Origin of the sequence: Faecalicatena contorta (genome assembly GCF_021531895.1) — a bacterium.
In the GTDB taxonomy this organism is placed as follows: domain Bacteria; phylum Bacillota; class Clostridia; order Lachnospirales; family Lachnospiraceae; genus JAFBIX01.
On the sequence record NZ_JAFBIX010000003.1, the window covers coordinates 51135 to 75714 of the forward strand.

Genomic DNA, 24580 nt, shown 5'->3' on the forward strand with positions numbered 1-24580 from the left:
AGAAATAACCATGTTAAGAAACATTGATCTAAATGAAATATCTGATGGAAAGCTCTATGGAATCAACGACATGGTCAAGGCTGACTGCGGCGGCTGTCATGGATGTTCCGCCTGCTGTCATGACATGGGAACTTCCATTATCCTTGATCCATTGGATGTCTTCCGCATAACCACAGGTCTTCAAAAATCATTTGAAGAATTACTAGATGGCTTTCTAGAGTTGAATGTTGTAGACGGAATTATCCTTCCCAATCTTAGGATGAGCGGAAATGATAAAGCATGCGCATTTCTTGACCAGAATCAACGATGCAGCATCCACGCCATCCGCCCGGGTATCTGTCGGATCTTTCCTCTGGGACGATTTTACCAGAATCATTCTTTCCAATACATTCTTCAGGTTCACGAATGTCCGAAACCAAACAAAAGCAAGGTAAAAGTCCGTAAATGGATCGACACAGAAGACAGCCGCCGTTACGAGAAGTATATCAACGACTGGCATTATTATCTCAAAGACCTGCAGGAATACATTCAAACTGCCAAAAACGATTCTGAGCAAAAAACAATCAGTATGTATCTGTTAAAACAATTCTTCCTGCTGCCATTTCAAACATCGCAGGATTTTTATGAACAATTTTACTCCAGACTGGAAGAAGCCATGGCATATACAGATCAATTTCTGTAGTCCATGGCTTCACGCCTATCCCTTCTTTAACTTATCATTCATTTTCATCTACAATTCAAACTCTTCCAACAACTTCTTTTGATATTCCTCATTGCCTGCTGCTTTTACAATATCTTCCGTACGATTTTGCTCTGCAAGCAACTGGTTCAGTCGGTTAAGACGCTGTGTTGCTAATACCTTACCTTTTGCCATTCCAGCGGCCTCGCCCTCTTCGTATCCCTCGGCACGTGTCTGACGCATATGTCTCTCTTCATCATATTCGTAGATACTCATTCGTTTCGCCTCCGCTCTGTTCTTCGACAGGAATTCTGACAGAATTCCTTCTTTGATACATTCTGTTATCGCTTGCTCCACAGCATCCTCCAGTGACATTCTATCTGCATATTCCCGTACTCTTGCCGTATACAGGGAATAATCCTTTAATGTTTTGCATGCATTCAACAATTCCGGATTATAATCCGGATTGATATTTAACATAAGCGCCGTTAACTCTAGAGAAATTTCATCTTCCTTAACGCTGTACATGTCTGACAACTTCAGAATCATTCGATCTGGAAATGGGTCTCTTCCGTTATAAAAGATTAAAAATCGAGGCGGTGGTATATTGATAACCTTTCGCCCATACAGATTCTCGTTCTTTGTAATATTCGCATAGATGTCTGATACATACAGTAAATACCGAAGTGGCAGATTCGGACTGTAAGTTGACTGGTGTTCATACAATGACAGTCTGGAATCAATGATAAAAGATACATCGTTCTTCATGGACATATAAATAGCATTTTGCAAAGTGTTGATTTCCAACAATTCAGGGATATCATAATCTGTTTTGTTGACTGCATTATACAAGGCAAGCAATTCTTTTTTGTCACTGAATATCATCTCAAAGATACGGGCTTTGTAGATGCGGTTTGAAGTAACTGTTCCTGTCTGTTCCATAAAAAGGCCTCCTTTTTCTATTCTTGCAGAGGCTTTTCCAATGCATCCTGTTCCATCCTGGAAATCCTCTGCTGTTATGTGGGTGATCAAGCATTGAGATTTCTAAGATTTTCTGATGATTGAGATGAATTTCAGACGCGTTTCGCTTAGACTGATAGAAATAAAATGCTCTGTGTGTATTCTAGCATAATGAATTTTGAAATACAACAACTCATACTATTTTATTTTCGACAGTAAAAATTACATCTATACACTACTCTTTAGTGTATCAATTTTTAAAACCATACGAAGTAGCGATCAGCAAAGCCTTTGAGTTTTCTGTTATTTTTTTCTCCTTTACAAGTTTTTTTACCCCCGCAACAGACAATGCAGAAGATGTTTCTAAATACAATCCGTTTCTCGCCAACTCAGACACCGATATTCCTACATAAGACGCTGGAACAGAGATTGCATATCCATTACTATTTTTTAATGCCAAATATGATTGTACTGTTACCGTATTGCCTCCAATTGATGGTGTATTTTGGCTATTACCTTCGAATTGTTTAATGCATTCATCCAAACTCCTAACTTTTTCTAAACGAGGAAATGGTTCTACCGCAACTAACCGTGGCATTTCTTTTATCTTTTCTGCATCAATCAAATCTTGAAATCCCTCATATATTCCCCACAACAAATCTCCGCGCGATGTAGGTATCAAAATATACTCTGGAATATCATCCTTCATTTCCTCAAATATCTCATAAGATATCGTTTTATATCCTTGCACACCAAAACAGCAACTGCCTACTGGAGGAACATTTACATTAGTTGCACTAAACCAATTTTCAGTCTCCATCTCTTCTCTGATTAATTTCCACCGACTCATTGAATCTTTCGCAATAATTAGTTCCGCACCAGTCGTTTCTATCGCTTTTTTCCAGTGTGAAGCAATGGCATCCGTTACAACAATACTACATGATATTTCATTTGCCGCAGCATAACATGCAAGAGAGATTCCTTCGTTACCACTTGAAGCTGCCACAATTTTAGAATACCCCATTTCTTTTGCTCTCGTTACAATCAAGGGATTCATTCTATCCTTATGAGAACCTGTCGGATTCTGAAACTCACATTTCACATAAAGATTTCTAATTCCTATTTCCTCTGCAAGACGTGGTATCTCCACAACTGGAGTTGCACCTTCCCCCAGAGAGATAAAATCATCAACCGGAAGCATAGAAATGTACCTTTTCATTCCTTTTTTCATCGGAAGTATTTTCAGATTTTCTTTATATTTGAATGTCAAACTAGACGGATGCCCTTTATTCAAACAGTCGGGACATCCTAACGGATACTCTCCAACAGGTAACTCTGCTCCACATTGAATACAGTACATATATTGAATCTTTTCATTTGTCACATCTAATTCCTCCGTAAAATATTATTCTGCTAGCATTGTAAAGAAATTATATTTACAATATGAAATTAATTAACCTTACAGATACAGTTCCGTCCTCCTGACTGAAACATATGGTTTTTCCTGTCGTATCATCGCAGATTCTTTCAAATCAATATCTGCATATAGTATCTTCTCGGTATCATCTGCCTTTACTATCGTCTTGCCTTCTGCAGATACCTGAAAGCCTGTATCAGATGCCGCATAATAATCCTGTTCATAGAACCTTTCTGCCTGAGCAATATGAACCATTTTCTGGATTCCAAGAATGGTACCTTCCTGATCAATCAATATACTTGCATCATAAGACTCACCATTTTCTGTAAGGTAGATATTGGGAACTGCCATGATGTGATAATCTCTGCAGGTATCACAAAAAGCTTTTACAATACATTCTTAAATTATTTTCACTTTTTCTCATATATCTCTCGCATTCTTGAAAGTAATATAAATGTGACTTATTCCAAATATCACACCACTTATGAGTAAAAGGAAATGCCTCAATGCGATGCCGCTTAGCAGAAATATTCCGATGGGAATAATCGCCAGCGCCATACTCTTCCACAATTTCGGCTCGATAAAATACAGCATCCAGGCAACCCAGTATGCAATTAGTAAAAGTACATTTCCTACTCCATACATCAAAAAAGCATTCACAGAACAAAATCCGAATTCCGCAATTCCGATATGAAACACCATAAGAAACATGGATGCATATCTTCCAATCTGTTCCATCAGATTCATTCCCTTATTAACTACTTTATTTTCCTGTCCCCGAAAATAAAATGCATAGATAAGATTCGGAAGTAACATTAATATGATAATGATAAATCCAAAGATATTTATCCAGTTTTCTCCCGTCTGTCCTGCTATAAATACAGATGTCGGTCCATCTGCTCCGCCTATAGAATAACTCATTTTAAATCACCTCTGATCAAGACTCATTATATCATCTAATTCTGTTTTACACTAATCCTTTATGCCATAATACTGATAAATTGCTGAACCGATATACTTTGTAATTCCTTTTCCATATTGCTTGTCTGTGGCTTCTTCCATTTGAGAATTGTTTCGGTAATCGTTTGCAACTTCCAACAATAAGGCTCTCGCATTATCTACTTTAAAAAGACTTTTATAATTTTCTGCCAATCTTTTTACCGCTTCCATTGCCATATCGTTATCTGAATTTTCCATTGCATGGGCAAATTGTCTGTAAGTCATATCTATTTCATTTTGCTTCTCAGTAAATTCCTCTTTATCTCCTGTTGACTGCAGACTCGCCTCTATCGCTTTTTCTTTACTTCCATATATTTTAATCAACTGCTCACAGACCTTTTCGTCTTTGAAGTTTTCTGTTACAGTCTGTACGAACTGATCAATATCTCCATACTTCTCTACTATCGTCTTTTTATCTTCTTCACTCATAACCTCTAATGAATGATGAACTATTTTTTGAATATCGTCATGGTTAAATGCTTCAAAGCTCATCTTCTCCTCTCCTTTCAATACGTCAGAAATTAATTCAATTATTCCGTTCAGACGGTTACGCTTCATTTCTAACATCCATTTTTGCATTTCGAGAATTTTTCGCTTATCAGCATCAGGATTTCACATAATTGCTTTTATCTCTGATAATGGAACTTCTAATTCTCTGAAAAACATAATCTGTCGTAATTCCTTCAGCGATTTCTCGTCATACAAACGATATCCTGCTTCTGTTAATTTTGCAGGCTTAAGTAAATTAATTTCATCATAATACCGTAATGTTCTTATACTGATTCCTGTCAGCTCCGACACCTCTTTTACTGTTTTCATACTTCCTCCTTTCCTATTCATCGTAAACCGTTACGTTACTGGAGAGTCAAGATGTTTTCTGTTTTTATCTTATCATATTCCTAATAATCCTACACCCATTTTCGTGCATAGAAAAATGGCGCAGATAATATCTCTATTACCTACGCCATTTCTTATTACACTTTTCAATTCAAGTACTCTATTTGTCGGAAATATTTTCCTTCAATTTATTTCTGTACAATATTGATGATCTTCTTCGGAACATAGATCTCTTTTACAATGGTTCCTGTCAGCTTATCTGCCACTGCTGCTTTTCCGGCTTCAATTGCATCTTCTTTGGAAACATCTGCTGCCACAGAGATGACTGCTCTGGTCTTACCGTTAATCTGTACCGGAACTTCTATCTCATCATCTTTCATAGCTTCTTCATCGTAAGTTGGCCATCCGGCACTGAATACACTGCCTTCGTGTCCTAACTGCTCCCAGATCTCTTCTGCAATATGAGGTGCAAATGGGGACAGAAGAACTGCCATGATAGACAATGTCTCCTTGTCAATTCCGCCTTCTTTCTTGGCAATCTCAATCAGCTTATTGTTATGCTCCATGAAACCAGAGATTGCTGTATTCAGGCTGAAGCTTTCCAGACGAGTAGTAATATCATATACCAGTCTGTGACGTTCCTTGATCATCTCTTTGGTAGCTTTTACATCTGCTTCTTTACTGTCCATTACCAGATTCCACAGACGTTTTAAGAAACGGTTTACACCGTCAATTCCACGGTCATCCCACTCTGCATCTAACTCCGGTGGTCCTACGAACAGCTCGTACATTCTCAGAGAATCACATCCGTAATCTCTCACAAGATCATCCGGAGATACCACATTTCCTTTTGATTTGCTCATCTTAATACCATTCTTGCCAGTGATCATACCCTGATTGAACAGTTTCTGGAATGGCTCATCAAAATCAATCACACCGATATCGTATAAGAACTTGGTATAGAAACGGGAATACAATAAGTGTAATACCGCATGTTCTACACCGCCGATATACATATCTACCGGAAGCATCTCATCTGCTTTTTCTCTGGATACCAGTTCTTTATCATTATGATTATCAACATAACGTAAGAAATACCAGGAAGATCCAGCCCACTGAGGCATGGTGTTGGTCTCACGTTTTGCAGGCTTGCCACACTGAGGACAGGTGCAATTCACCCACTCATCAATACCTGCAAGTGGTGACTCACCGGTTCCTGTCGGCTCATAGGATTCTACATCTGGCAGACGAAGTGGCAATTCTTCTTCCGGCACTGGTACACAGCCACAATCTGGACAATGTACGATCGGAATTGGCTCACCCCAGTAACGCTGACGAGAGAATACCCAGTCACGGAGCTTGTAATTTACAGTTGCACGTCCAATACCGCGCTCCTCAATGATATGTGGTGCTTCTTTCTTCAGCACTGCAGATTCCATACCATTCCACTCACCGGAATTGATCATTGTTCCGTTCGCTTCGGTATAAGCTTCCGTCATATTTTCAATTTCTTTTCCATCTTTCGCAATAACCTGAATAATCGGAATGCCAAATTTCGTTGCGAATTCAAAGTCACGGTCATCGTGTGCAGGTACACACATGATTGCACCGGTACCATAATCGGCCAGTACATAATCAGACAGCCAGATTGGTGTCTTCTCACCGTTTAACGGATTGATTGCATAACTACCTGTGAATACACCTGTCTTCTCTTTATCCTGCATACGATCTACATTAGACTTCATAGATGCATCGTAGATGTATTTCTCAACAGCCTCTCTGGTCTCATCCGTAGCCAGGCTCTTAGCCAGTTCATGCTCCGGAGCAAGAACCATAAAGGTTGCACCATACAAGGTATCTGGTCTTGTTGTATATACCGTAATCTTTTCTTCTCTTCCTTCAACAGGGAAGTCTACTTCTGCACCGTAAGACTTGCCAATCCAGTCAGCCTGCATCTTCTTAACCTTCTCCGGCCAGTCAAGCTTGTCCAGATCATTTAACAGTCTGTCTGCATATTTAGTAATACGGAGCATCCACTGACGAAGATTCTTCTTCGTAACCTCAGTTCCACAGCGCTCACATTTTCCATTTACTACTTCCTCATTGGCAAGACCGGTCTTACAAGACGGGCACCAGTTGATTGGAAATTCCTTCTCATAAGCAAGCCCTTCTTTGAACATCTTTACAAAGATCCACTGCGTCCACTTATAAAAGTCAGGATCTGTTGTATTCACTTCACGATCCCAGTCATACAGTGCCGCAATCTCATTGATCTGACGCTTGATATTCTTAATATTCTCAGCAGTAGAAATTGCCGGATGTACTCCCATCTTAATGGCATAATTCTCAGCAGGCAGTCCGAACGCGTCCCATCCCATCGGATGAATGATATAGTATCCCTGCTGCAATTTATATCTGCTCCATACATCAGAGATTACATATCCTCTCCAATGTCCGACATGAAGTCCATTTCCTGACGGATATGGGAACATATCCAGACAGTAATACTTCTCACGTTTTGTTCCATCTGCATTTTCTTTGACGTTAACAGGATCTTTTTCCCATCTTTCACGCCACTTCTTCTCAATTGCCTTATGATTATAAGGTACGTTTGACATCTTTCCATTCCTCCTATATTGATTACTTGGTGAGGTTCTACACGAACCTAGTAAGCAATATACAACCTGCTGGCTTAGCGAGGTCCTTTCGAGCTTAGCAGCATGGTTGTCTCCTTACTTACTTGGTGAGGTTCTTCACGAACCTAGTAAGCAATATACAACCTGCTGGCTTAGCGAGGTCCTTTCGAGCTTAGCAGCATGGTTGTCTCCTTACTTACTTGGTGAGATTCTTTACAAACCTGACAATAAAAAAGCCTTCACATCTCTCAAGAGACGAAAAGGCTTAGCTTCCGTGGTACCACTCTTCTTCATATGGATGTAAAACTCCATATGCACTCATTCTTTTCTGTAACGGGAAATCCCGCTCCTGCCTATACTATTATGGCTGCTTCAAACCGCCATATCATTCAGCAGAAGAACTCCGAGGCGAGTTGGGAGATTACGCTTACTGTCTTGCACCACCCGACAGCTCTCTGTAAACGATAGGCTCTTAATACTCCTCATCAACGTTTCTATCATATATAAACTATTTGCCTAATTATTATATGAAGAATGTTAAAATAAGTCAACCCCCTTGTTTTACTTTCCATTACACAACAAACAAAACATTGATCATCTTTCCATGAAAATGTATAATTTTAAGGTTGTTCCCTCTACACCTTTAGTGTATAATAGACATAAGTAAATCGTACTGAGGTGTTCAGTATAATATGATACATAAAGGAGAGATTTCCCATGGTAAATTTATTAACAGGTCCGAAAGGCAGCGGAAAAACACAACAAATGATCGAACAGGCTAACGCAAAAGCAAAAGAATGTAACGGCAATGTAGTATTTATCAAGAAAACTCACAGAGATACAGCAAGTGTTGCATTTGATATCCGTACAATTTGTATGGATGATTTCCCGACAATTACCAATACAGACGAATACATTGGATTCTTATATGGCATGTATAGTTCTAACCACGATATCGAATGTATCTTTATCGATGGTATTCTGAAGCATGCTGATATTTCTTTAGACAGCATGCCCGATTTTATTGAAAGACTGAAAAAGATCTCAAAGGAATGTGGTATTGATTTCTATGTCAGCATTAGTGCCGATAAAGCTGATTTATCAGGTGTTAATGCCGAGGGATGCACATTTTTGAACTAATATAACTATTTCAAAAGGAAAGGGCAGTCCAATCGGGCTGCCCTTTATGGTACAAAAAGATGAGTGGTATCAAAGATGCAAAAAAGAAAAGAGCCAGACGCCAGAAGATGAAAAGACTTCGCATAATGTTGTGCATTCTTCTTTTTCTCTTTCTATGTATTCTACTGTTTTTGACAGTGCGTTCTTTTCATTCTAAAGATAAAGAAAAGAAGGTAGAAACACCTCCGCCTTCTGAAAATATTGGTACATCCAAAGTCGATGTACAGGAACTAGTGATTAACAGTACAGAACCTTCCGACTCTGAAGCACCGGTTTCTATTACCGTAAGTTCTATGGGTGACTGTACACTGGGAACAGATGTCAACTTTGCGCAATCGACCAGTCTTCCGGCATATTACGATATCAACGGTCCCGATTACTTTTTCCAAAATGTTCGATCCATACTGGAAGCAGATGATCTGTCAATTGTAAATATGGAAGGAACCCTTACCACCTCCGACCAGCGCGCAGACAAAACTTATGCGTTTAAAGCCTCCCAGGATTACGTCAAGATTCTTTCCGACAGTTCTATAGAAGCTGCTAACTTGGCTAACAACCACAGCATGGATTATGGGGAGCAAAGTTATACTGATACAATCAATGCTTTAGATGATGCAGGCATCGCAAGTTTTGGCTTTGAACATGTGAAAATTCTGGACATCAAAGGGATCAAGGTAGGTGTTACCGGTATCTACGAACTTGCAGAACATCTGGAAAAGAAGCAGCAGGTAAAAGAGAATATAGCTGCATTAAAAAAAGCAGGCGCACAATTAATCATTATTAATTTTCACTGGGGAATGGAGCGAGAATACCAGCCAAACGATACACAGAAGCAATTGGCACATCTGGCAATCGACGAAGGTGCCGATCTGGTAATCGGTCATCACCCTCATGTATTACAGGGTATCGAAAAGTATAAAGACAAATATATTGCTTACAGCCTGGGAAATTTCTGTTTCGGAGGGAACTCCAATCCAACAGACAAAGATACCATGATCTTTCAGCAGACATTTACCATTACAGAAAATGGGGTTGAAAAAGACGACAACATCAATATCATTCCATGTTCGCTTTCTTCCGCCAGCAGCTACAATGATTATCGTCCTACACCGCTAGACGAAGACGAAAAGCAACGAGTACTGAACAAAATCAAAGAATATAGTTCGAATCTGTGATGAACAAACTGACCAATAATCCATTCTTGAATTTCAACAACAAAAGTGTTAAGATGAAAGTACGCACTTGCATGGAGGTATGCTATGGATGAGACAAGTCAGAAAATCATTGACGCCACGATGTCTTTAATACGGGACAAAGGATATGTAGCTACAACTACCAAGGATATCGCAAAAACTGCAGGTGTCAATGAATGCACTCTGTTCCGTAAATTTAAAAGCAAAAAAGATATCGTTTTACATGGCGTGGCCCAGGAGAAATGGCGCGGAAATATTACTCCAGAGATCTTCCAGAATGTCACATGGGACTTGCAGCATGATCTGGAAATGTTCATGAATGCATATATGGAGAGGATGACACCCGATTTTGTGAATCTTTCCATTGGATTACGGGCACCACAGCTTTATGATGATACAGCCTCATTAATTATGAAAGTTCCACAGGCGTTCTTATCTTCTCTCGTAGATTATTTTAAAAAAATGGAAGAAAAAGGGAAATTACCACATCTGGATTTTGAATGCCTGGCGCTCACTATCTTTTCATCCACTTTTGGATATACTTTTTTACGCGCATCCTTTGATGATAAGTTGACGTCTATAGAGAAAAAAGCCTTTATTAAGCAAAGCGTCGAAGTGTTTTGCCGGGGAATTCCGCAAATATAATGAATCAGGTACTATCGGATATTTATTTATCTGGCAGTACCTTAAATATTAATTTTATGCAAGCAAGTACATGCATACAAAGGAGGTCGAAATATGAAAATATCTGGTGCTGAATTATTTGTAAAAGCTTTAAAGGAAGAAAAGGTTGACGTACTGTTTGCCTATCCCGGAGGGCAGGCCATTAATCTGTTTCATGCCCTTTATGGCGAAACAGATATCAAAGTCATCCTGCCGCGGCATGAACAGGGATTAGTTCATGCTGCTGATGGTTATGCCCGTTCTACCGGAAAAGTTGGTGTCTGTCTTGTAACAAGCGGACCAGGTGCCGCCAATCTGGTAACCGGCATTGCGACTGCCAATTATGACAGTGTTCCAATGGTATGTTTTACAGGACAGGTGCCGACAAAACTAATCGGTAATGACTCTTTTCAGGAAGTAAATATTGTTGATATTACCAAAAGCATCAGCAAATACGCAGTTACTGTTAAAAGGAGAGAAAATCTGGCTGAAATTATAAAAAAAGCATTCTATATCGCCAAGACCGGGAAGCCAGGAGTCGTGGTAGTTGACATTCCAAAAGATATTCAACAGGAATTGGGAAGCGATGATTACCCTTGCACAGTAGATACTCAGGACTGCAAGCCCAAAAACACCACTCCTTCCCTTCAGATTATCAAAGCCTTAGACATACTAGATCACTCCAAAAGGCCTGTTTTCTTAATCGGTGGTGGTGTAAATATAGCTCATGCAGGTAAAGAAATGACAAAACTAATCCAACTGACCGGCATCCCTGCTGTCACGACGATCATGGGAAAAGGTGCCATACCATCCGACCATGAACTATACATTGGAAACATAGGCATTCACGGCAGTTATGCTGCAAATTCTGCAATCAGTCAGTGCGATGTACTATTTTCTATCGGGGCAAGATTTAACGACCGCATTACAGGAAAAACGGACGAATTCGCGCCAAATGCAAAAATCATCCGCGTTGACATAGATCCAATCTGCATTTCCAGAAATATTGAAGCAGATCTTTCTATCGTTGCTGACGCAAAAGATGTAATCTGCTCATTACTTGAGAAAGCCGGCCCTTTAAATATCAGAAGTTGGACAGAACAAATCAACACATGGAAAAAAGCACACCCTATCCATATATCCGGCGACGGTATGACACCTGAGTCGATTATCGGTCAGATCAACCAGATATTCAAAAATGCTATCATCGCAACAGATGTCGGACAACATCAATTATGGACGACTCAGTTTCTTGATCTCAATGAGCACAAACAACTTCTGACTTCTGGCGGTCTCGGAACTATGGGGTATGGTTTCCCGGCAGCACTTGGAGCCAAAATTGGAAACCCTGAAAAAGATGTGATCGTAATATCCGGGGATGGAAGTATACAGATGAATATTCAGGAATTAGCTACTGCTGTTGTAAATGAACTGTCGATTATTATCTGTATCTTCAACAACAGCTATCTGGGAAATGTAAGGCAATGGCAGGAGATGTTCTACCAAAAACACTATTCGCAGACCTGCCTTCGCCGCCGCAAAAGCTGTGCCGCTATCTGTAATACACCAACCCAAAACTGTCCGGAATATACTCCTGATTTTATACGTCTGGCAGAAAGCTATGGTGCAAAAGGAATCCGTGTCACAGAAGAATCGGAAATAGCAGATGCACTCACCGAAGCAAAGCAAAACCAGAAAGCACCAACAATCATTGAATTTATCATTGAACAAGAATTGAATGTACTGCCGATCGTCCCGCCAGGCAGACCGTTACAGCATATGATTTTAGAAGATCTGCAAGTGAATGCTTATTAAAAAAGTGGAGGATCTCATCTTTCCTCCACTTATCGTTCCGCCAATCAGCTCAGTTCATTATATGTAAAACAGGAATTCATACAATAACGTAATCAAAGGCATGGTAATGATACAGAAAATAACAGACATTACATTAATTACGCTGGCATATTGCGCATCTTTATTATATATCTGGGCAAGCTGAGTTACCATAGCTGCCGAAGGTGCCGCTGTAGCAAGTAATACAACCATAAAGATATATTCTGCATCATTATGTAAGCCCAGATGACCCAGGAATGCAAAGGACACTGTTGCAATCAACGGAAATACAATCAACCGCAGCAGACAGATCAGATAAGGACGTTTTTGTCTGAACACCCACAGAAGATTCACATCTCCAATGACCATACCAATGACCAGCATGCTGGCGGTACTCACCATATCGCCAAACCCACTGACACTACTGCCTATTACAACTGGAAGCCTGATTCCAGTGGCAAAAAATACGAATCCAAGGAATATGGCAATCAGATTCGGATTCAACAGAATCTTCTTATAATCTCTCTGCTGTTCCTGATTCACAACGCTTACTCCATGTGTCCAGACCAAAACAGCCTGAACCATGATAAATGCAGATGTATAGAATACCCATTCACTTCCCAGTACCGCCGATACCAGCGGAATGATCAGATAGCCTGAATTCGTATAGATAATAGAAGCCTTTTCAATACTGTTAATATTTAAAGGCTTCTCAATGAGCTTTGTCACAGCAATCATCACAACATGCACAATAACTGAAAGAACCGTTGCCAGAAGCAGCCCATATACTTTGTCCTTTGTTAATTCAATTTGAAAGGAATTAAAGATTGCACATGGTGAACAGATATATACAACGATATTAGATATAATCTTACTGTCTTTCGTTTTAAATAGTCCTATCTTTACAATAATATATCCTACGACCATCGTTAAAAACATGGCCATAATCTGCTCTGCCAAAAGTATACTCAATTCCATTATTTCTCTTCCTTAATCTCCAGAGACATGACTGTGTTTGCTTTGTCCCCCTCTTTGTATTCCATGGTAATCTCCTGCCCGGTTTCACATCTGACAACATCAATATAATCAACAACTGATACGTCAAAGATATCATCAGAACCTTCCACCATGATATAATAGTGCGATGTTCCCTCTAGCACTGCCTGTGCAATCTTTGTAATCTTACCTTGGATGGTTTTTACCTCTCTGGTATCTTCTTCAACCTGTTTCACTCCATTGCTCAGCAATAATTCCAGATAATTTTCTTCACACTGGCTTACACTGTCGCCAATGGCAACAATCTGATATTTCTGAACATTTACCATAGCATACTTTTTCACAAGCCCCGCATCATCTTTTAGAGCAATAAAATATGTCGGTTCATCCGAAATATTCAACAACAGAGGAAATGTCGCAAGATATCCCAGATTCTGTACCTGTCCTTCTGCGGAAGACATGGCAGATGCTTCTGTCGCACCTTCTACTTTATAATATTTTGTCTCCATAGTACGCTGGTTCGAAAGCACAAAACCAACATTAGACTGATCTCCGTTTACAGATGTCACTCCTGTATACATCCACACGTCATCATCCAGAGCCAGGTAATTATATCCGTCTGTCGTTTCCAGACAGTCTTTCTGACTTAAAACGCTGTTCAGAAAACCATGTTTCAATGTTCCGTAATAATCAAACAACTGCACCAGAAGATCTGCAGAATATGCACGGTCTACCCACTGTGGTACATCTTCAATATCATAAGTCTTGGTTTCTCCGGTAATGGCATTACACAATACTACTTTCCCAACCGTTTCACCGCCAAAAAGTCCAATATTAAACTTCTTTACCGGTGCGATCCAATAAGGTACACCTTTGTCATCAATTTCAAAACTTAAGTCTCCATAGATATAGGTCGGATGTGCAAACCGCAGATGCCTGTAAATATTCCGATTCAGATGTTCACTGGTCGTATACTTCATTCCCTCGTCAAGTTTTACAAGTTCCGTAGTCTGTGTTGCCATATTAATACGGATATAAGCCGGAATTCCATTCGAACGATTAGTAAACCATTTGATCAAATTCGCATATTTCAGCGGAGACACACGAACCGGATTATCCTGATAATTAATCTGGCTATAGATATCATCCACCTCAAACTGTGAGACCATATCTACCATACTTCCCATCTTACGGTCTCCCAGAATCTCTGCCGTATCTTTATCCAGAAGCGGAATCTTATCAAACGAAAGTTCTTCTACATCTTCCGTAAACTCTCCTTCTTCAACAGTCAACAATTTCTGATACTTTTTGGCATTTACAATCGGAGACGATAATAGAGAGCCGATCAGATAGATGATTCCGAGTCCAAGTATAATAATTCCAAAACCTTTCATCACTTTACTCTGCCGGAATTCACCTCTTCCGAGTCTTTTACGCATTGCATAACAGACCGCCAGCACAATAAATATCACAATTACAAAAAACCATGTGTCTGAAGAGTGGATATTGATTGCCGGCAATGAAATATAATAATATAAACCTGCCAGCAATACTACAATAATTGCAATTAAAAACTTCTTTTTTCCTTTCATACTACCTCCTGTTCTATACTCTAGAACTTTCTTTTCCATGCTGAAGCTGTAAATAACATTAAAAATGGAAAGATTTCCAAACGCCCTGCAAGCATATCAATGCAAAAAACCAGCTTGGATAATGGTGAAAATGCTGCAAAATTTCCTGCCGGCCCTACCTTTGAAATTCCAGGTCCGATATTATTCATTGTCGCTAACACAGAGCTGAATGTAGTCGCAAAATCCATATTATCAATAGAAATAAGCAGAACAGACCCTATCAAAAGAGCAGCATATGACATCAAATAGACATTGACGCTTCGAAGAACTTCATGATCCACTTTTTTCCCGTTGACTCTGATAATATTTACAGACTTAGGATGTGCCAGTTTCATAATCTCCTGTTTAATATTTTTCAACACCATCAGAAAACGCGATACTTTCATTCCGCCGCCGGTAGATGATGCACACGCTCCAACGATCATCAAAAACAAAAGTATACATTGAGAAAACATCGGCCACTCATTATAATCTGCCGTTGCATATCCTGTCGTTGTAATAATGGATGCCACCTGAAATACTGCGTAGCGGAATGCTTTTAATGGATTGGGATACTGACCGCTGATATTCAGTGTGATCGCCGCTGTCGAAAGAGATATAATCAGCAAATACGCCTTTAATTCTTCATTTTTGAAAACCATTTTGTATTCTCCGATCAACAGCAGAAAATACAAGTTAAAATTAATACCAAATAATATCATAAATGTAGTAATGACACCATCGATATATGCACTGTTAAAATATCCGACACTGGCTCCGTAATTGGCAAATCCTCCGGTACCTGCTGTTCCGAATGAAAAGATCAGGCTGTCAAAAAGTCCCATTCCACCAAAGATCAAAAGTATGATTTCTATAGATGTCAGTCCAAAGTACATTCCATAAAGAATTCTCGCTGTAGAAGTCATCTTGGGAACCAGTTTATCTTTCTCTGGCCCCGGAACCTCTGCACGCATCAGGTGCATGGTATTCTTCTTGTCCAGAGAAGTAAGCACCATAACGAATACCAGCACTCCCATACCGCCTACCCAATGAGTAAAGCTTCTCCAGAAAAGCATACATTTGGGTAACGCTTCTATGTCTTCAAGAATACTGGAACCTGTTGTCGTGAAACCGGATACCGTCTCAAAAAAAGCATCAACAAAATCAGGGATACAACCTGACAGACAGAACGGTAACGCCCCAAATAAAGACCATAAAATCCACGCACTGGCGACAATAACCATTCCTTCTTTTCCATAGATTGTCCGATTCGCCGGGCTCTTTCTTCCAAACAGGAAATAAGCAACGAATAATATTACTGTGGGTATCAGAAAATACACTCCACAGAACTCCTGATAAATAAGGGATACAAAAGCCGGGAGCAGCAAAAGTACGCCTTCGACTCCCATCATCTTTCCCAATATGTATCGTATCATCTTTGTATTCATAATCTTTTCTCGTCTCCCTACGCCAAAATATCTTTCAAATCATTGATGATATGATCTTTCGTAATTACAATTACACTGTCGCCAACTTCCAGATGATCCTCTCCGTTTGGAATAATGATCCTTCTGTTTCGTCCAATACACGCAATCAGATTATTTGGCTTTGTCGGAAGATTTTTAAGCGGAACATTGGTCAGGCTACTTTCCTTTTTTATAATAAATTCCATTGCCTCTAAGCTGCCATTTAATAACCGATATATAGTCTCAACATTGGCACTGCTATAAGAATTATTTCTTGCTCTTACATAACCGACAATTGCATCTGCTGCCGCACTTTTCGCAGAAATAATACTGTCAATTCCAAGACCTTCTACCATCTGCGCTCTGGAATCTTCATTCACTTTGGCAATAATCTTGCTGACTCCCTGCGTTTTAGCGAAAAGTGACATAATGATATTCTCTTCATCCATTCCTGTCAACGCAACAACTGCATCCGCATTTCCGATTCCTTCCTCCAGAAGCAGATCATGGTCTGCCGCATCTCCATGAATCACTGTAACACCTGGCAATGCCTCGCATAGATATTCACAAGTCTTTTCATTACGCTCCACAATCTTTACCTGCATACCTACCTGGAGAAGCTGTCTGGTAAGATAAAAGCAGACATTACCGCCGCCACAGATCAAAACCTTCTTTATCTTTGCATTTCTTCGTCCTAATGCCTTAAAAAAAGCTTTCAAATCCTGATGTGCCGCTGCGATATGGAGTCTGTCACCTTGCTGCAATACAAAATCTCCATCAGGAATATAAATCTCACTCCCACGCTTCACCGCGCACACCAATATTTTGATCTGGAACTTTCGATATATTTCAGCCAGTGACAATCCTGCTAACAGACTTTCTTCTCTCATAACATGCTCGATCAGTTCCACTCTTCCCTTCATAAAGGTCTCTACTTTACATGCCTCAGGGAGTAATAATACACGAGAAATCTCATTTGCTGCCGCGAGTTCCGGATTGACTGCCATACTCAGATGCAAATCTTCTTTTAAAATATCTATCTGGCGATAATACATTGGATTACGGACTCTTGCGATCGTATGTTTTGCCCCTAGCCTTCTTGCAAGCAGACAGCTTAACATATTCATCTCATCCGTAGATGCACATGCAATAACCAGATCGGCATGTGGTACATCTGCTTCTTTCTGTATCTCAACATCAGCGCCATTCCCTGTAATACAGAAAACATCCATTTGATTCAACGATTCCCTTAACTTTCCGGCATTCTGATCAATCAAAACAATATCATAATCTTCTTCTGACAACTGTGCTGCTACTTTATGCCCGACTTTGCCATCACCAATTACTACTATCTTCATTTTCTATGATCCTCTATCTACTATTATTTTTCATATAACAAGGAGATTATAGCACTTTTAATCTAAGAAAAAAAGCCCTTACGGGCTTTTCTTCTATGTGAAAAATCTCTATTCTTCTGCTGCTCTTTTTGCGATCTCAGCTTCCTGAACGTCAGATGGAGCCTGCTCATAACGTGCAAATTCATAAGAATATGTTCCTCTTCCTCCAGTCATAGAACGTAATACTGTACAATAACCAAATAATCCTGTCATAGGAATATCTGCAACGATCTCCTGGTAACCACCTGCAATTGGATTCATGCCAAGCACTCTTCCGCGGCGCTTATTCAGATCTCCCATAACATCTCCTGTATAATCATCCGGAACGATAACTTTAATAGAGGCAATTGGTTCCAACAGAACCGGTCCTGCTTCCATGAAACCTTTCTTGAATGCTTGAATCGTTGCAGTCTTAAATGCCATTTCAGAAGAGTCTACCGGATGATAAGATCCATCATACAATACTGCCTTCACGCCAACTACAGGATAGCCAGCCAAAGGTCCCTTAAGAACAGATTCCTGCAGACCCTTTTCAACAGCCGGGAAGTAATTCTTAGGAACGGCACCACCAACAACTTCTTCTTCGAAGATATATGGTGTTTCAAGATCACCGGATGGCTCGAATCTCATCTTAACATGACCATACTGTCCATGTCCACCTGATTGTTTCTTATATTTGGTATCAACATCCGATTTCTTTTTCAGTGTCTCACGGAAAGCAACCTTTGGAGTCTCCAGAGTAACTTCACATTTGTATCTCTCTGCCAGCTTGCTTACTGCTATTTCAAGATGCTGGTCGCCCATACCATAGAGCAATGTCTGACGGTTCTCACTGTCATTAACTACTTTCAAGGTTACATCTTCTGCCATCATCTTCTGCAATGCCTGAGATACTTTATCTTCATCTCCTTTATTCTTGGTTACATATTTCATATATGTATATGGCTTTGAATAATCTGTCTTACCATACAGAACCGGAGTTGTCTTAGTAGAAAGAGTGTCTCCTGTCTTTGTAGCCGTAAGTTTTGCAATTGCTCCGATATCACCGGCAAATAATTCACTTACTTCTACTGGCTTATTTCCAATCATTGTATATATCTTTCCTAATTTCTCATCCGTCTCTGAATCAGAATTGTAAAGTGTATCATCGCCTTTTAATACACCAGAGCAAACTTTAATGAATGAATATTTTCCAATGAATGGATCTACCATTGTCTTAAATACATATGCAGATTTTGCTTTTGCGAAATCATAATTTGCTTCATATATCTCATTTGTCTTGCGATTGATACCTGCACATTCTCTCCAATCAGGACTTGGGAAGAATCTGACAATATCAGATAAGAGATTTGCAACGCCCTGTGCCTGAATATTTGATCCCATTGCAACAGGAACGATACTGCCTTCCATAACCTCTGTACGCATCGCAGCACGAATCTCTTCTACAGAGAACTCATCTCCTGCAAAATAACGCTCCATATATTCATCACTGATTTCTGCAACTGCCTCTAACAATTTCTCACGATAAATTTCAAGGTTCGGTTTACAATAATCCGGAATCTCACATTCCTCTCGCTGCCCAATACCTGTATAACGTCTTCCTGCATTCTTAATAACATTGACATAACCAACTAATTTCTCATTCTCACGGATTGGCTGGAAATGAGGTGCGATTACTTTTCCGTATCTGTCAGTCAGATCCTGAACAACCTGACGGAAACTAGCATCGTCTACATCCATCTCCGTTACATATATCATACGTGGCAGGTTATACTTATCACACAATTCCCATGCTTTCTCCGTTCCTACTTCCACACCTGCCTTACCGGACACAACAATTACAGCTGCATCTGCCGCACTGACTGCTTCTTCAACTTCTCCCACAAAATCAAAGTATCCCGGTGTATCCAGTACATTAATCTTTGCTTTTTCCCACTCGATTGGTACTAAAGTTGTACTAATTGAAAATTCACGTCTCTGTTCTTCTTTATCAAAATCACTAATCGTATTACCATCTGTAACTTTTCCCATACGATTGGTAGCTCCTGATACATAAGCCATAGCCTCTACAAGGCTTGTCTTTCCGCATCCCCCATGTCCTAACAGGACAACGTTTCTAATCTCATCCGTTCTGTAAACCTTCATAATTAGCTGCCTCCTTATATTGGTAAAATCTCATGTATATATTGTACTAAAAAAAAGCTTCTATTACAACTCTTTTATACACAATTTACAACAAAGTGTGCTTCTATGCTTTAAAGCGTTATAGTATTGACAAGTAATTGGGGACAGGGTAAAATGAATCGGGGACAGGGTAATTTTAATCTGGGACGGAGGAAATCTCATTTTCCCCCGTCCCCTACCCCAAAGGAGGACTAACATGAAACATAAAATTGGTTTTATCGGTCTGGGACTTATCGGTGGTTCTATCGCAAAAGCAATCCGGCAGTACTATCCTGAATACGAAATTGTCGCTTTTGATAAAAATAAGGAAACTTTGGCGCTGGCAACCCAGGAATCTATTATTGATGTGGCTGCAACTACTATTGATGATAACTTCAATCACTGTAATTACATCTTTTTATGTACACCAGTATCGTTTAATACAGCCTATCTGAAGCAGTTAACCAATTATCTGCATGAAGATTGTATTCTTACGGATGTTGGCAGTGTAAAGTCGAGTATCCATAAGGAAGTAGAGGCTCTTGGCATTGAAGAATATTTTATCGGCGGCCACCCTATGGCTGGTTCTGAAAAAAGTGGTTTTATCAATTCTAAAGCTATGCTGATTGAAAATGCATATTATGTGCTGACTCCAACCAGGAAGGTATCGCAGGAAAAGACAGATGCCTATGTCAAGTTTGTTGAAAGTCTGCGTTCTATCCCGATTATACTGGATTATCAGGAACATGATTATGCGACCGGAACAATCAGTCATCTGCCGCATATCATTGCTTCTACACTGGTCAATTTTGTCCGGGATACGGATACAAAAAATGAATTAATGAAGAATCTTGCTGCCGGAGGATTTAAAGATATTACTCGTATTGCTTCTTCTTCACCGACTATGTGGCAGCATATCTGTTTAAAAAACAAAGAGAATATTTCTCATATCCTTGGAGAATATATACATTCGCTTGAAAAAGCAAAAATGCTGATCGACCAGGAAGATGAACATGCACTGTACAATATGTTTGATTCATCCAGAAATTACCGTAACTCTATCCCAGATGTGTCTGCCGGTCCGATCAAGAAAACATTTGCTGTCTATTGTGATATTATTGATGAAGCAGGCGGAATCGCTGCCATTGCTACAATTCTTGCATCCAACAATCTGAACATCAAGAATATTGGAATCGTAAATAACAGAGAATTTGAAGAAGGGGTTCTGCGTATAGAATTCTACGACGAAGGTTCTTCCAAAAAAGCCGCAGAATTATTGCAGAAATTCAGGTATATTGTTTATGAGCGTTAAAAAAATTAATCCAACTACCAATTTAAAAGGGAAAATTCATATACCGGGAGATAAGTCTATCTCTCATCGTTCCGTTATGTTTGGTTCTATCGCCCTTGGCACTACGGAAATCACCCATTTTCTAAATGGCGCAGATTGTCTATCTACCATTGACTGTTTTCGAAAACTTGGCGTCGATATCGAACAACGCCCAGATTGTATTCTGGTTCACGGAAAAGGACTGCATGGTCTGTCAGCCCCCGCTGATATATTAAATGTAGGGAACAGCGGAACAACCACTCGTTTAATGTCCGGTATTCTGGCCGGGCAAGAATTTACTTCTGTGATGTCCGGCGACGATTCTCTGAATTCTCGTCCCATGGGCAGAATCATGAAACCATTGAACAGTATGGGAGCTCACATTACCAGTATTCACGGAAATAATTGTGCTCCTTTAAAAATAGAGCCGGGCAATCTGCATGGTATTGATTATCAATCACCCGTTGCATCTGCACAGGTTAAATCTGCCGTCCTTCTGGCAGGACTTTACGCAGACGGTACCACTTCTGTTACCGAACCTGCTTTGTCTCGTAATCATACAGAACTCATGTTAAAGAGCTTTGGCGCTGACATTTCCTCTGTTCAACATACTGATGGAACTGCCACTGCACATATTGCTCCATGCAAAGAATTATATGCACAAAAAATACAGGTCCCTGGAGACATCTCTTCTGCAGCATATTTTATTGCAGCCGCACTTTTAGTCCCAGGCTCAGAGTTGTTGATTCAAAATGTAGGAATCAACCCGACTCGCGCCGGTATCTTAAAAGTATGTCAGGACATGGGCGCTGACATTACTTATCTGAATCAGAAAAATGCCGGTGGTGAACCAACTGCTGACCTTTTAGTCAAATACAGTCATCTCCACGGAACCACTATTAAAGGTAGCATGATTCCCACACTAATTGATGAAATTCCAATGATTGCCGTAATGGCTGCACATGCCGAAGGTACTACAGTGATTAAGGATGCTGCTGAATTGAAAGTAAAAGAAACCAATCGGATTGATACCGTCACAGAAGGACTAAAAGCCATGGGCGCTGAGATAATTCCAACCGATGACGGCATGATCATTGAAGGCGGAACATCTCTTACCGGTGCCCACATCCAAAGCTATCTCGATCATCGAATCGCCATGGCATTTGCAATTGCAGGCCTTACCGCACAAGGAGAGACAATCATTGAAAACAGCCAGTGTGTAGATGTATCATATCCCGAATTCTTTACAACACTGGAATCTCTCCAATAGGAATTTAGATGAGTTTGTTGGTGATTGGGATGTGTACGGCGCAAGAGAGCTGGATAGGCTGGTCCGTATCCGACATCCTTCGCCAAGAATCCATAACAGAAAAAAGAGTTGCAATTTCGTGACCGGACTGATTCACCGAGAAATTTGAATAATTTCTCGATTCAGCAGTCCTTTCGAATTTGGCTGGATGCCAAATTCTCACACGGAATTGCAACTCTTTTTCTGTAACGGATTCTATCGCTTGGCTAAACGGATACGGACCAGCCTATCCAACTCCCTTGCGCCTGACATTCCCAATTACTGAACGAACTCATCTGCGGGAAATCCCTGGCGAGAAGCGTAATGGGGAGCGGTGTTTTTATACTATTCATCATTATTTCAATGGAAGAATCAGTTAGTTATTCTGCCAGTTTTTTGACAATATCTTTACTATGCCCATCTGCATGACGCGCAGGAATCCACCCTGATGAGGAAGTTGCGGACTTGGGGGATGTCAGGCGAGAAGATGGATGGGATGGTTTCCATTCGTTGGACAAGCGATAGAATCCGTTACAGGAAAAGAAGCAGGTATTTCGCGCGAAGATCTGGCATCAAGCCAGATCTGAGAAGGCTGCTGAGCCTCGAAATCATCAAGATTTTGGGGCGAATCAGCCTGGTCACAAAATATCTGCTTCTTTTCCTGTTATGGATTCTAAGCGAAGGACTCCGCAATGGAAACCATCCCATCCATCCTCTCGCCGTACACTCCTCAATCACAAACTAACTCATCTAAATTCCCATCAATAATATTGCACATGTACATTTTTCCCTAGATGTTCTACGCATTCTTTTAACTGTTCCACCAGGTTCATCCTGACGCTCAGATTGAATGGCAGATTGGAGTTCTGATGTGCCACATTCATGGCTTTTCCTACGAACAGATTCAATTCTGTACATTCTTCGATAATATATTTTGCCAGTTTTGCCGCTCCATTATCTGCATCGAGTTCTTCGAAGAATAATTCGTCAAATGCATCCTGTTCGTATCGTTTTAATAATCCCAGGGCTTTCCCTATTGTAAGCACACCTTCCGTTACAAGGTCAAGACCTTCTATCGTTGCTGTTGGCGGAACTGTTGGATCTGCATAATTTAACGAGGTTATGATCTCTTTTTTCAGTACTCTGGCTATGATATTCGCACTGGTACCTCCGCAGACAATCTTTTTACCTTCCTGTGCCATAAAATCACGTACCACACGCTCATCGTCTTCTTTATGTGTAGGTGGTCCGGTAAAAATATTAATAATCCGACGTTCGATGACCCTTGCAACTGCAACGGTTGTATCGTCCCCTGGTTTCTGCCCATACAGATCATCACATGCCTGACTTAGCATAGCGGCAAGGCGTGAAGCTGACAATGTCTGCTTTGTACATTTCAGCGTATATTCGGCCATATTTTCCCAGGTCCATCCAAAATTCAGTAATTCCCCGACTCCTGCATAGATAACACCATCACTCATGAGTACAAAACAGTCTTTTAGCTGCACTTGAAAACGATACTCTCGAATGGTCTTTCCTTCTATCACTCTTTCTTTATAAGGATAATTTACAATCTTTCCATCTCTTACAAATACACACAGCGGGTTATCATATTCTACCAGATATGCTTCTCCATTGCAGAAAATCTGCAAAATACTAAAGGTTGCATATGCTACTTCTCTGACTTTACAGACTGGTAAGGTCTTAGCAATGGTATCGACACATGCATCAATAGAAGCACCTTCCAAAAACATTGTCCCAAGGATCTTGGAAGTCAAAGTCGCAAGGATGTTCGCTTTTACACCGCTACCCATTCCATCTGCAAGAATCACGATTTCTGAATCTTCTGTCGACAACACTTCCACCTTGTCTCCACATAGTTCTTCGTGGTGTTTATTCAGACTTTTCCAAGATATATCTACACTTACACTCAT

20 protein-coding genes and 1 other annotated feature are annotated in these 24580 nt (G+C 40.2%); of the genes, 7 read left to right on the plus strand and 13 right to left on the minus strand.

All coding sequences use genetic code 11. The features are described from left to right. Window positions 1-10: 10 nt before the first annotated feature. Window positions 11-682 (plus strand): YkgJ family cysteine cluster protein, encoded by a 672-nt coding sequence (locus tag JQM81_RS01495; protein WP_235231737.1) that lies wholly within the window; start codon window positions 11-13, stop codon window positions 680-682. A gap of 48 nt (window positions 683-730) precedes the next feature. On the opposite strand, the gene JQM81_RS01500 is transcribed toward JQM81_RS01495, so the two are convergent. From JQM81_RS01500 to leuS, 7 genes are all read right to left on the minus strand, one after another. After that, window positions 731-1621 (minus strand): hypothetical protein, encoded by an 891-nt coding sequence (locus tag JQM81_RS01500; RefSeq protein ID WP_235231739.1) that lies wholly within the window; start codon window positions 1619-1621, stop codon window positions 731-733. A gap of 268 nt (window positions 1622-1889) precedes the next feature. After that, entirely contained in the window at window positions 1890-2870 is a 981-nt protein-coding gene (locus JQM81_RS01505) for a pyridoxal-phosphate dependent enzyme (RefSeq protein WP_235231740.1), read from the minus strand. Window positions 2871-3098: 228 nt separating this feature from the next. Then, entirely contained in the window at window positions 3099-3407 is a 309-nt protein-coding gene (locus tag JQM81_RS01510; RefSeq protein ID WP_235231742.1) for a hypothetical protein, read from the minus strand. Between the two features lie 69 nt (window positions 3408-3476). Beyond that, a complete protein-coding gene (locus JQM81_RS01515; RefSeq protein WP_235231743.1) occupies window positions 3477-3977 on the minus strand; it encodes a hypothetical protein in 501 nt (166 codons plus the stop codon). 51 nt (window positions 3978-4028) lie between these two features. After that, window positions 4029-4613, minus strand: a complete 585-nt coding sequence (locus JQM81_RS01520) for a TipAS antibiotic-recognition domain-containing protein (RefSeq protein ID WP_235231745.1) — start codon at window positions 4611-4613, stop codon at window positions 4029-4031. 54 nt (window positions 4614-4667) lie between these two features. Next, window positions 4668-4874, minus strand: coding sequence for a MerR family transcriptional regulator (locus JQM81_RS01525; protein WP_235231746.1), 207 nt, complete (start codon window positions 4872-4874; stop codon window positions 4668-4670). 206 nt (window positions 4875-5080) lie between these two features. After that, window positions 5081-7510: a leucine--tRNA ligase gene (leuS, locus tag JQM81_RS01530; protein ID WP_235231747.1), complete on the minus strand. Its 2430-nt coding sequence runs from the start codon at window positions 7508-7510 to the stop codon at window positions 5081-5083. A gap of 266 nt (window positions 7511-7776) precedes the next feature. Then, window positions 7777-8026 (minus strand) — a binding site (T-box leader). A 219-nt stretch (window positions 8027-8245) separates the two neighbouring features. On the opposite strand from leuS, the gene JQM81_RS01535 reads away from it, so the two are divergent. From JQM81_RS01535 to ilvB, 4 genes are all read left to right on the plus strand, one after another. Further along, window positions 8246-8668, plus strand: a complete 423-nt coding sequence (locus tag JQM81_RS01535) for a hypothetical protein (RefSeq protein WP_235231748.1) — start codon at window positions 8246-8248, stop codon at window positions 8666-8668. 59 nt (window positions 8669-8727) lie between these two features. Then, a complete protein-coding gene (locus JQM81_RS01540) occupies window positions 8728-9882 on the plus strand; it encodes a CapA family protein (RefSeq protein WP_235231749.1) in 1155 nt (384 codons plus the stop codon). 84 nt (window positions 9883-9966) lie between these two features. Continuing rightward, window positions 9967-10545, plus strand: coding sequence for a TetR/AcrR family transcriptional regulator (locus tag JQM81_RS01545; RefSeq protein ID WP_235231750.1), 579 nt, complete (start codon window positions 9967-9969; stop codon window positions 10543-10545). 93 nt (window positions 10546-10638) lie between these two features. Then, window positions 10639-12378, plus strand: a complete 1740-nt coding sequence (gene ilvB / locus JQM81_RS01550; protein ID WP_235231751.1) for a biosynthetic-type acetolactate synthase large subunit — start codon at window positions 10639-10641, stop codon at window positions 12376-12378. A gap of 57 nt (window positions 12379-12435) precedes the next feature. Here the strand turns inward: ilvB and JQM81_RS01555 are convergent, their stop codons facing one another. From JQM81_RS01555 to JQM81_RS01575, 5 genes are all read right to left on the minus strand, one after another. Next, the gene (locus tag JQM81_RS01555; protein ID WP_235231752.1) at window positions 12436-13374 is read right to left on the minus strand and encodes an AEC family transporter; all 939 of its coding nucleotides are present in this window, start codon (window positions 13372-13374) and stop codon (window positions 12436-12438) included. After that, the gene (locus JQM81_RS01560; RefSeq protein ID WP_235231754.1) at window positions 13374-14984 is read right to left on the minus strand and encodes a CvpA family protein; all 1611 of its coding nucleotides are present in this window, start codon (window positions 14982-14984) and stop codon (window positions 13374-13376) included. The genes JQM81_RS01555 and JQM81_RS01560 overlap by 1 nt, the downstream gene beginning before the upstream one ends. A 20-nt stretch (window positions 14985-15004) precedes the next feature. After that, entirely contained in the window at window positions 15005-16450 is a 1446-nt protein-coding gene (locus JQM81_RS01565; protein ID WP_235231755.1) for a TrkH family potassium uptake protein, read from the minus strand. A 17-nt stretch (window positions 16451-16467) separates the two neighbouring features. Further along, window positions 16468-17826: a Trk system potassium transporter TrkA gene (trkA, locus tag JQM81_RS01570; protein WP_235231756.1), complete on the minus strand. Its 1359-nt coding sequence runs from the start codon at window positions 17824-17826 to the stop codon at window positions 16468-16470. Between the two features lie 108 nt (window positions 17827-17934). Continuing rightward, complete coding sequence (locus JQM81_RS01575) at window positions 17935-20010, minus strand: elongation factor G (RefSeq protein WP_235231757.1); 2076 nt, start codon at window positions 20008-20010, stop codon at window positions 17935-17937. Window positions 20011-20245: 235 nt separating this feature from the next. Here JQM81_RS01575 and JQM81_RS01580 point away from each other — a divergent pair, with 235 nt between their 5' ends. Next, window positions 20246-21340 carry a prephenate dehydrogenase gene (locus JQM81_RS01580; protein WP_235231759.1) on the plus strand — a complete coding sequence of 365 codons (1095 nt, stop codon included), beginning with the start codon at window positions 20246-20248 and terminating at the stop codon, window positions 21338-21340. Continuing rightward, window positions 21330-22628 carry a 3-phosphoshikimate 1-carboxyvinyltransferase gene (gene aroA, locus JQM81_RS01585; protein ID WP_235231760.1) on the plus strand — a complete coding sequence of 433 codons (1299 nt, stop codon included), beginning with the start codon at window positions 21330-21332 and terminating at the stop codon, window positions 22626-22628. The genes JQM81_RS01580 and aroA overlap by 11 nt, the downstream gene beginning before the upstream one ends. Window positions 22629-23407: 779 nt before the next feature. Here the strand turns inward: aroA and JQM81_RS01590 are convergent. Next, complete coding sequence (locus JQM81_RS01590) at window positions 23408-24580, minus strand: SpoIIE family protein phosphatase (protein WP_235231761.1); 1173 nt, start codon at window positions 24578-24580, stop codon at window positions 23408-23410.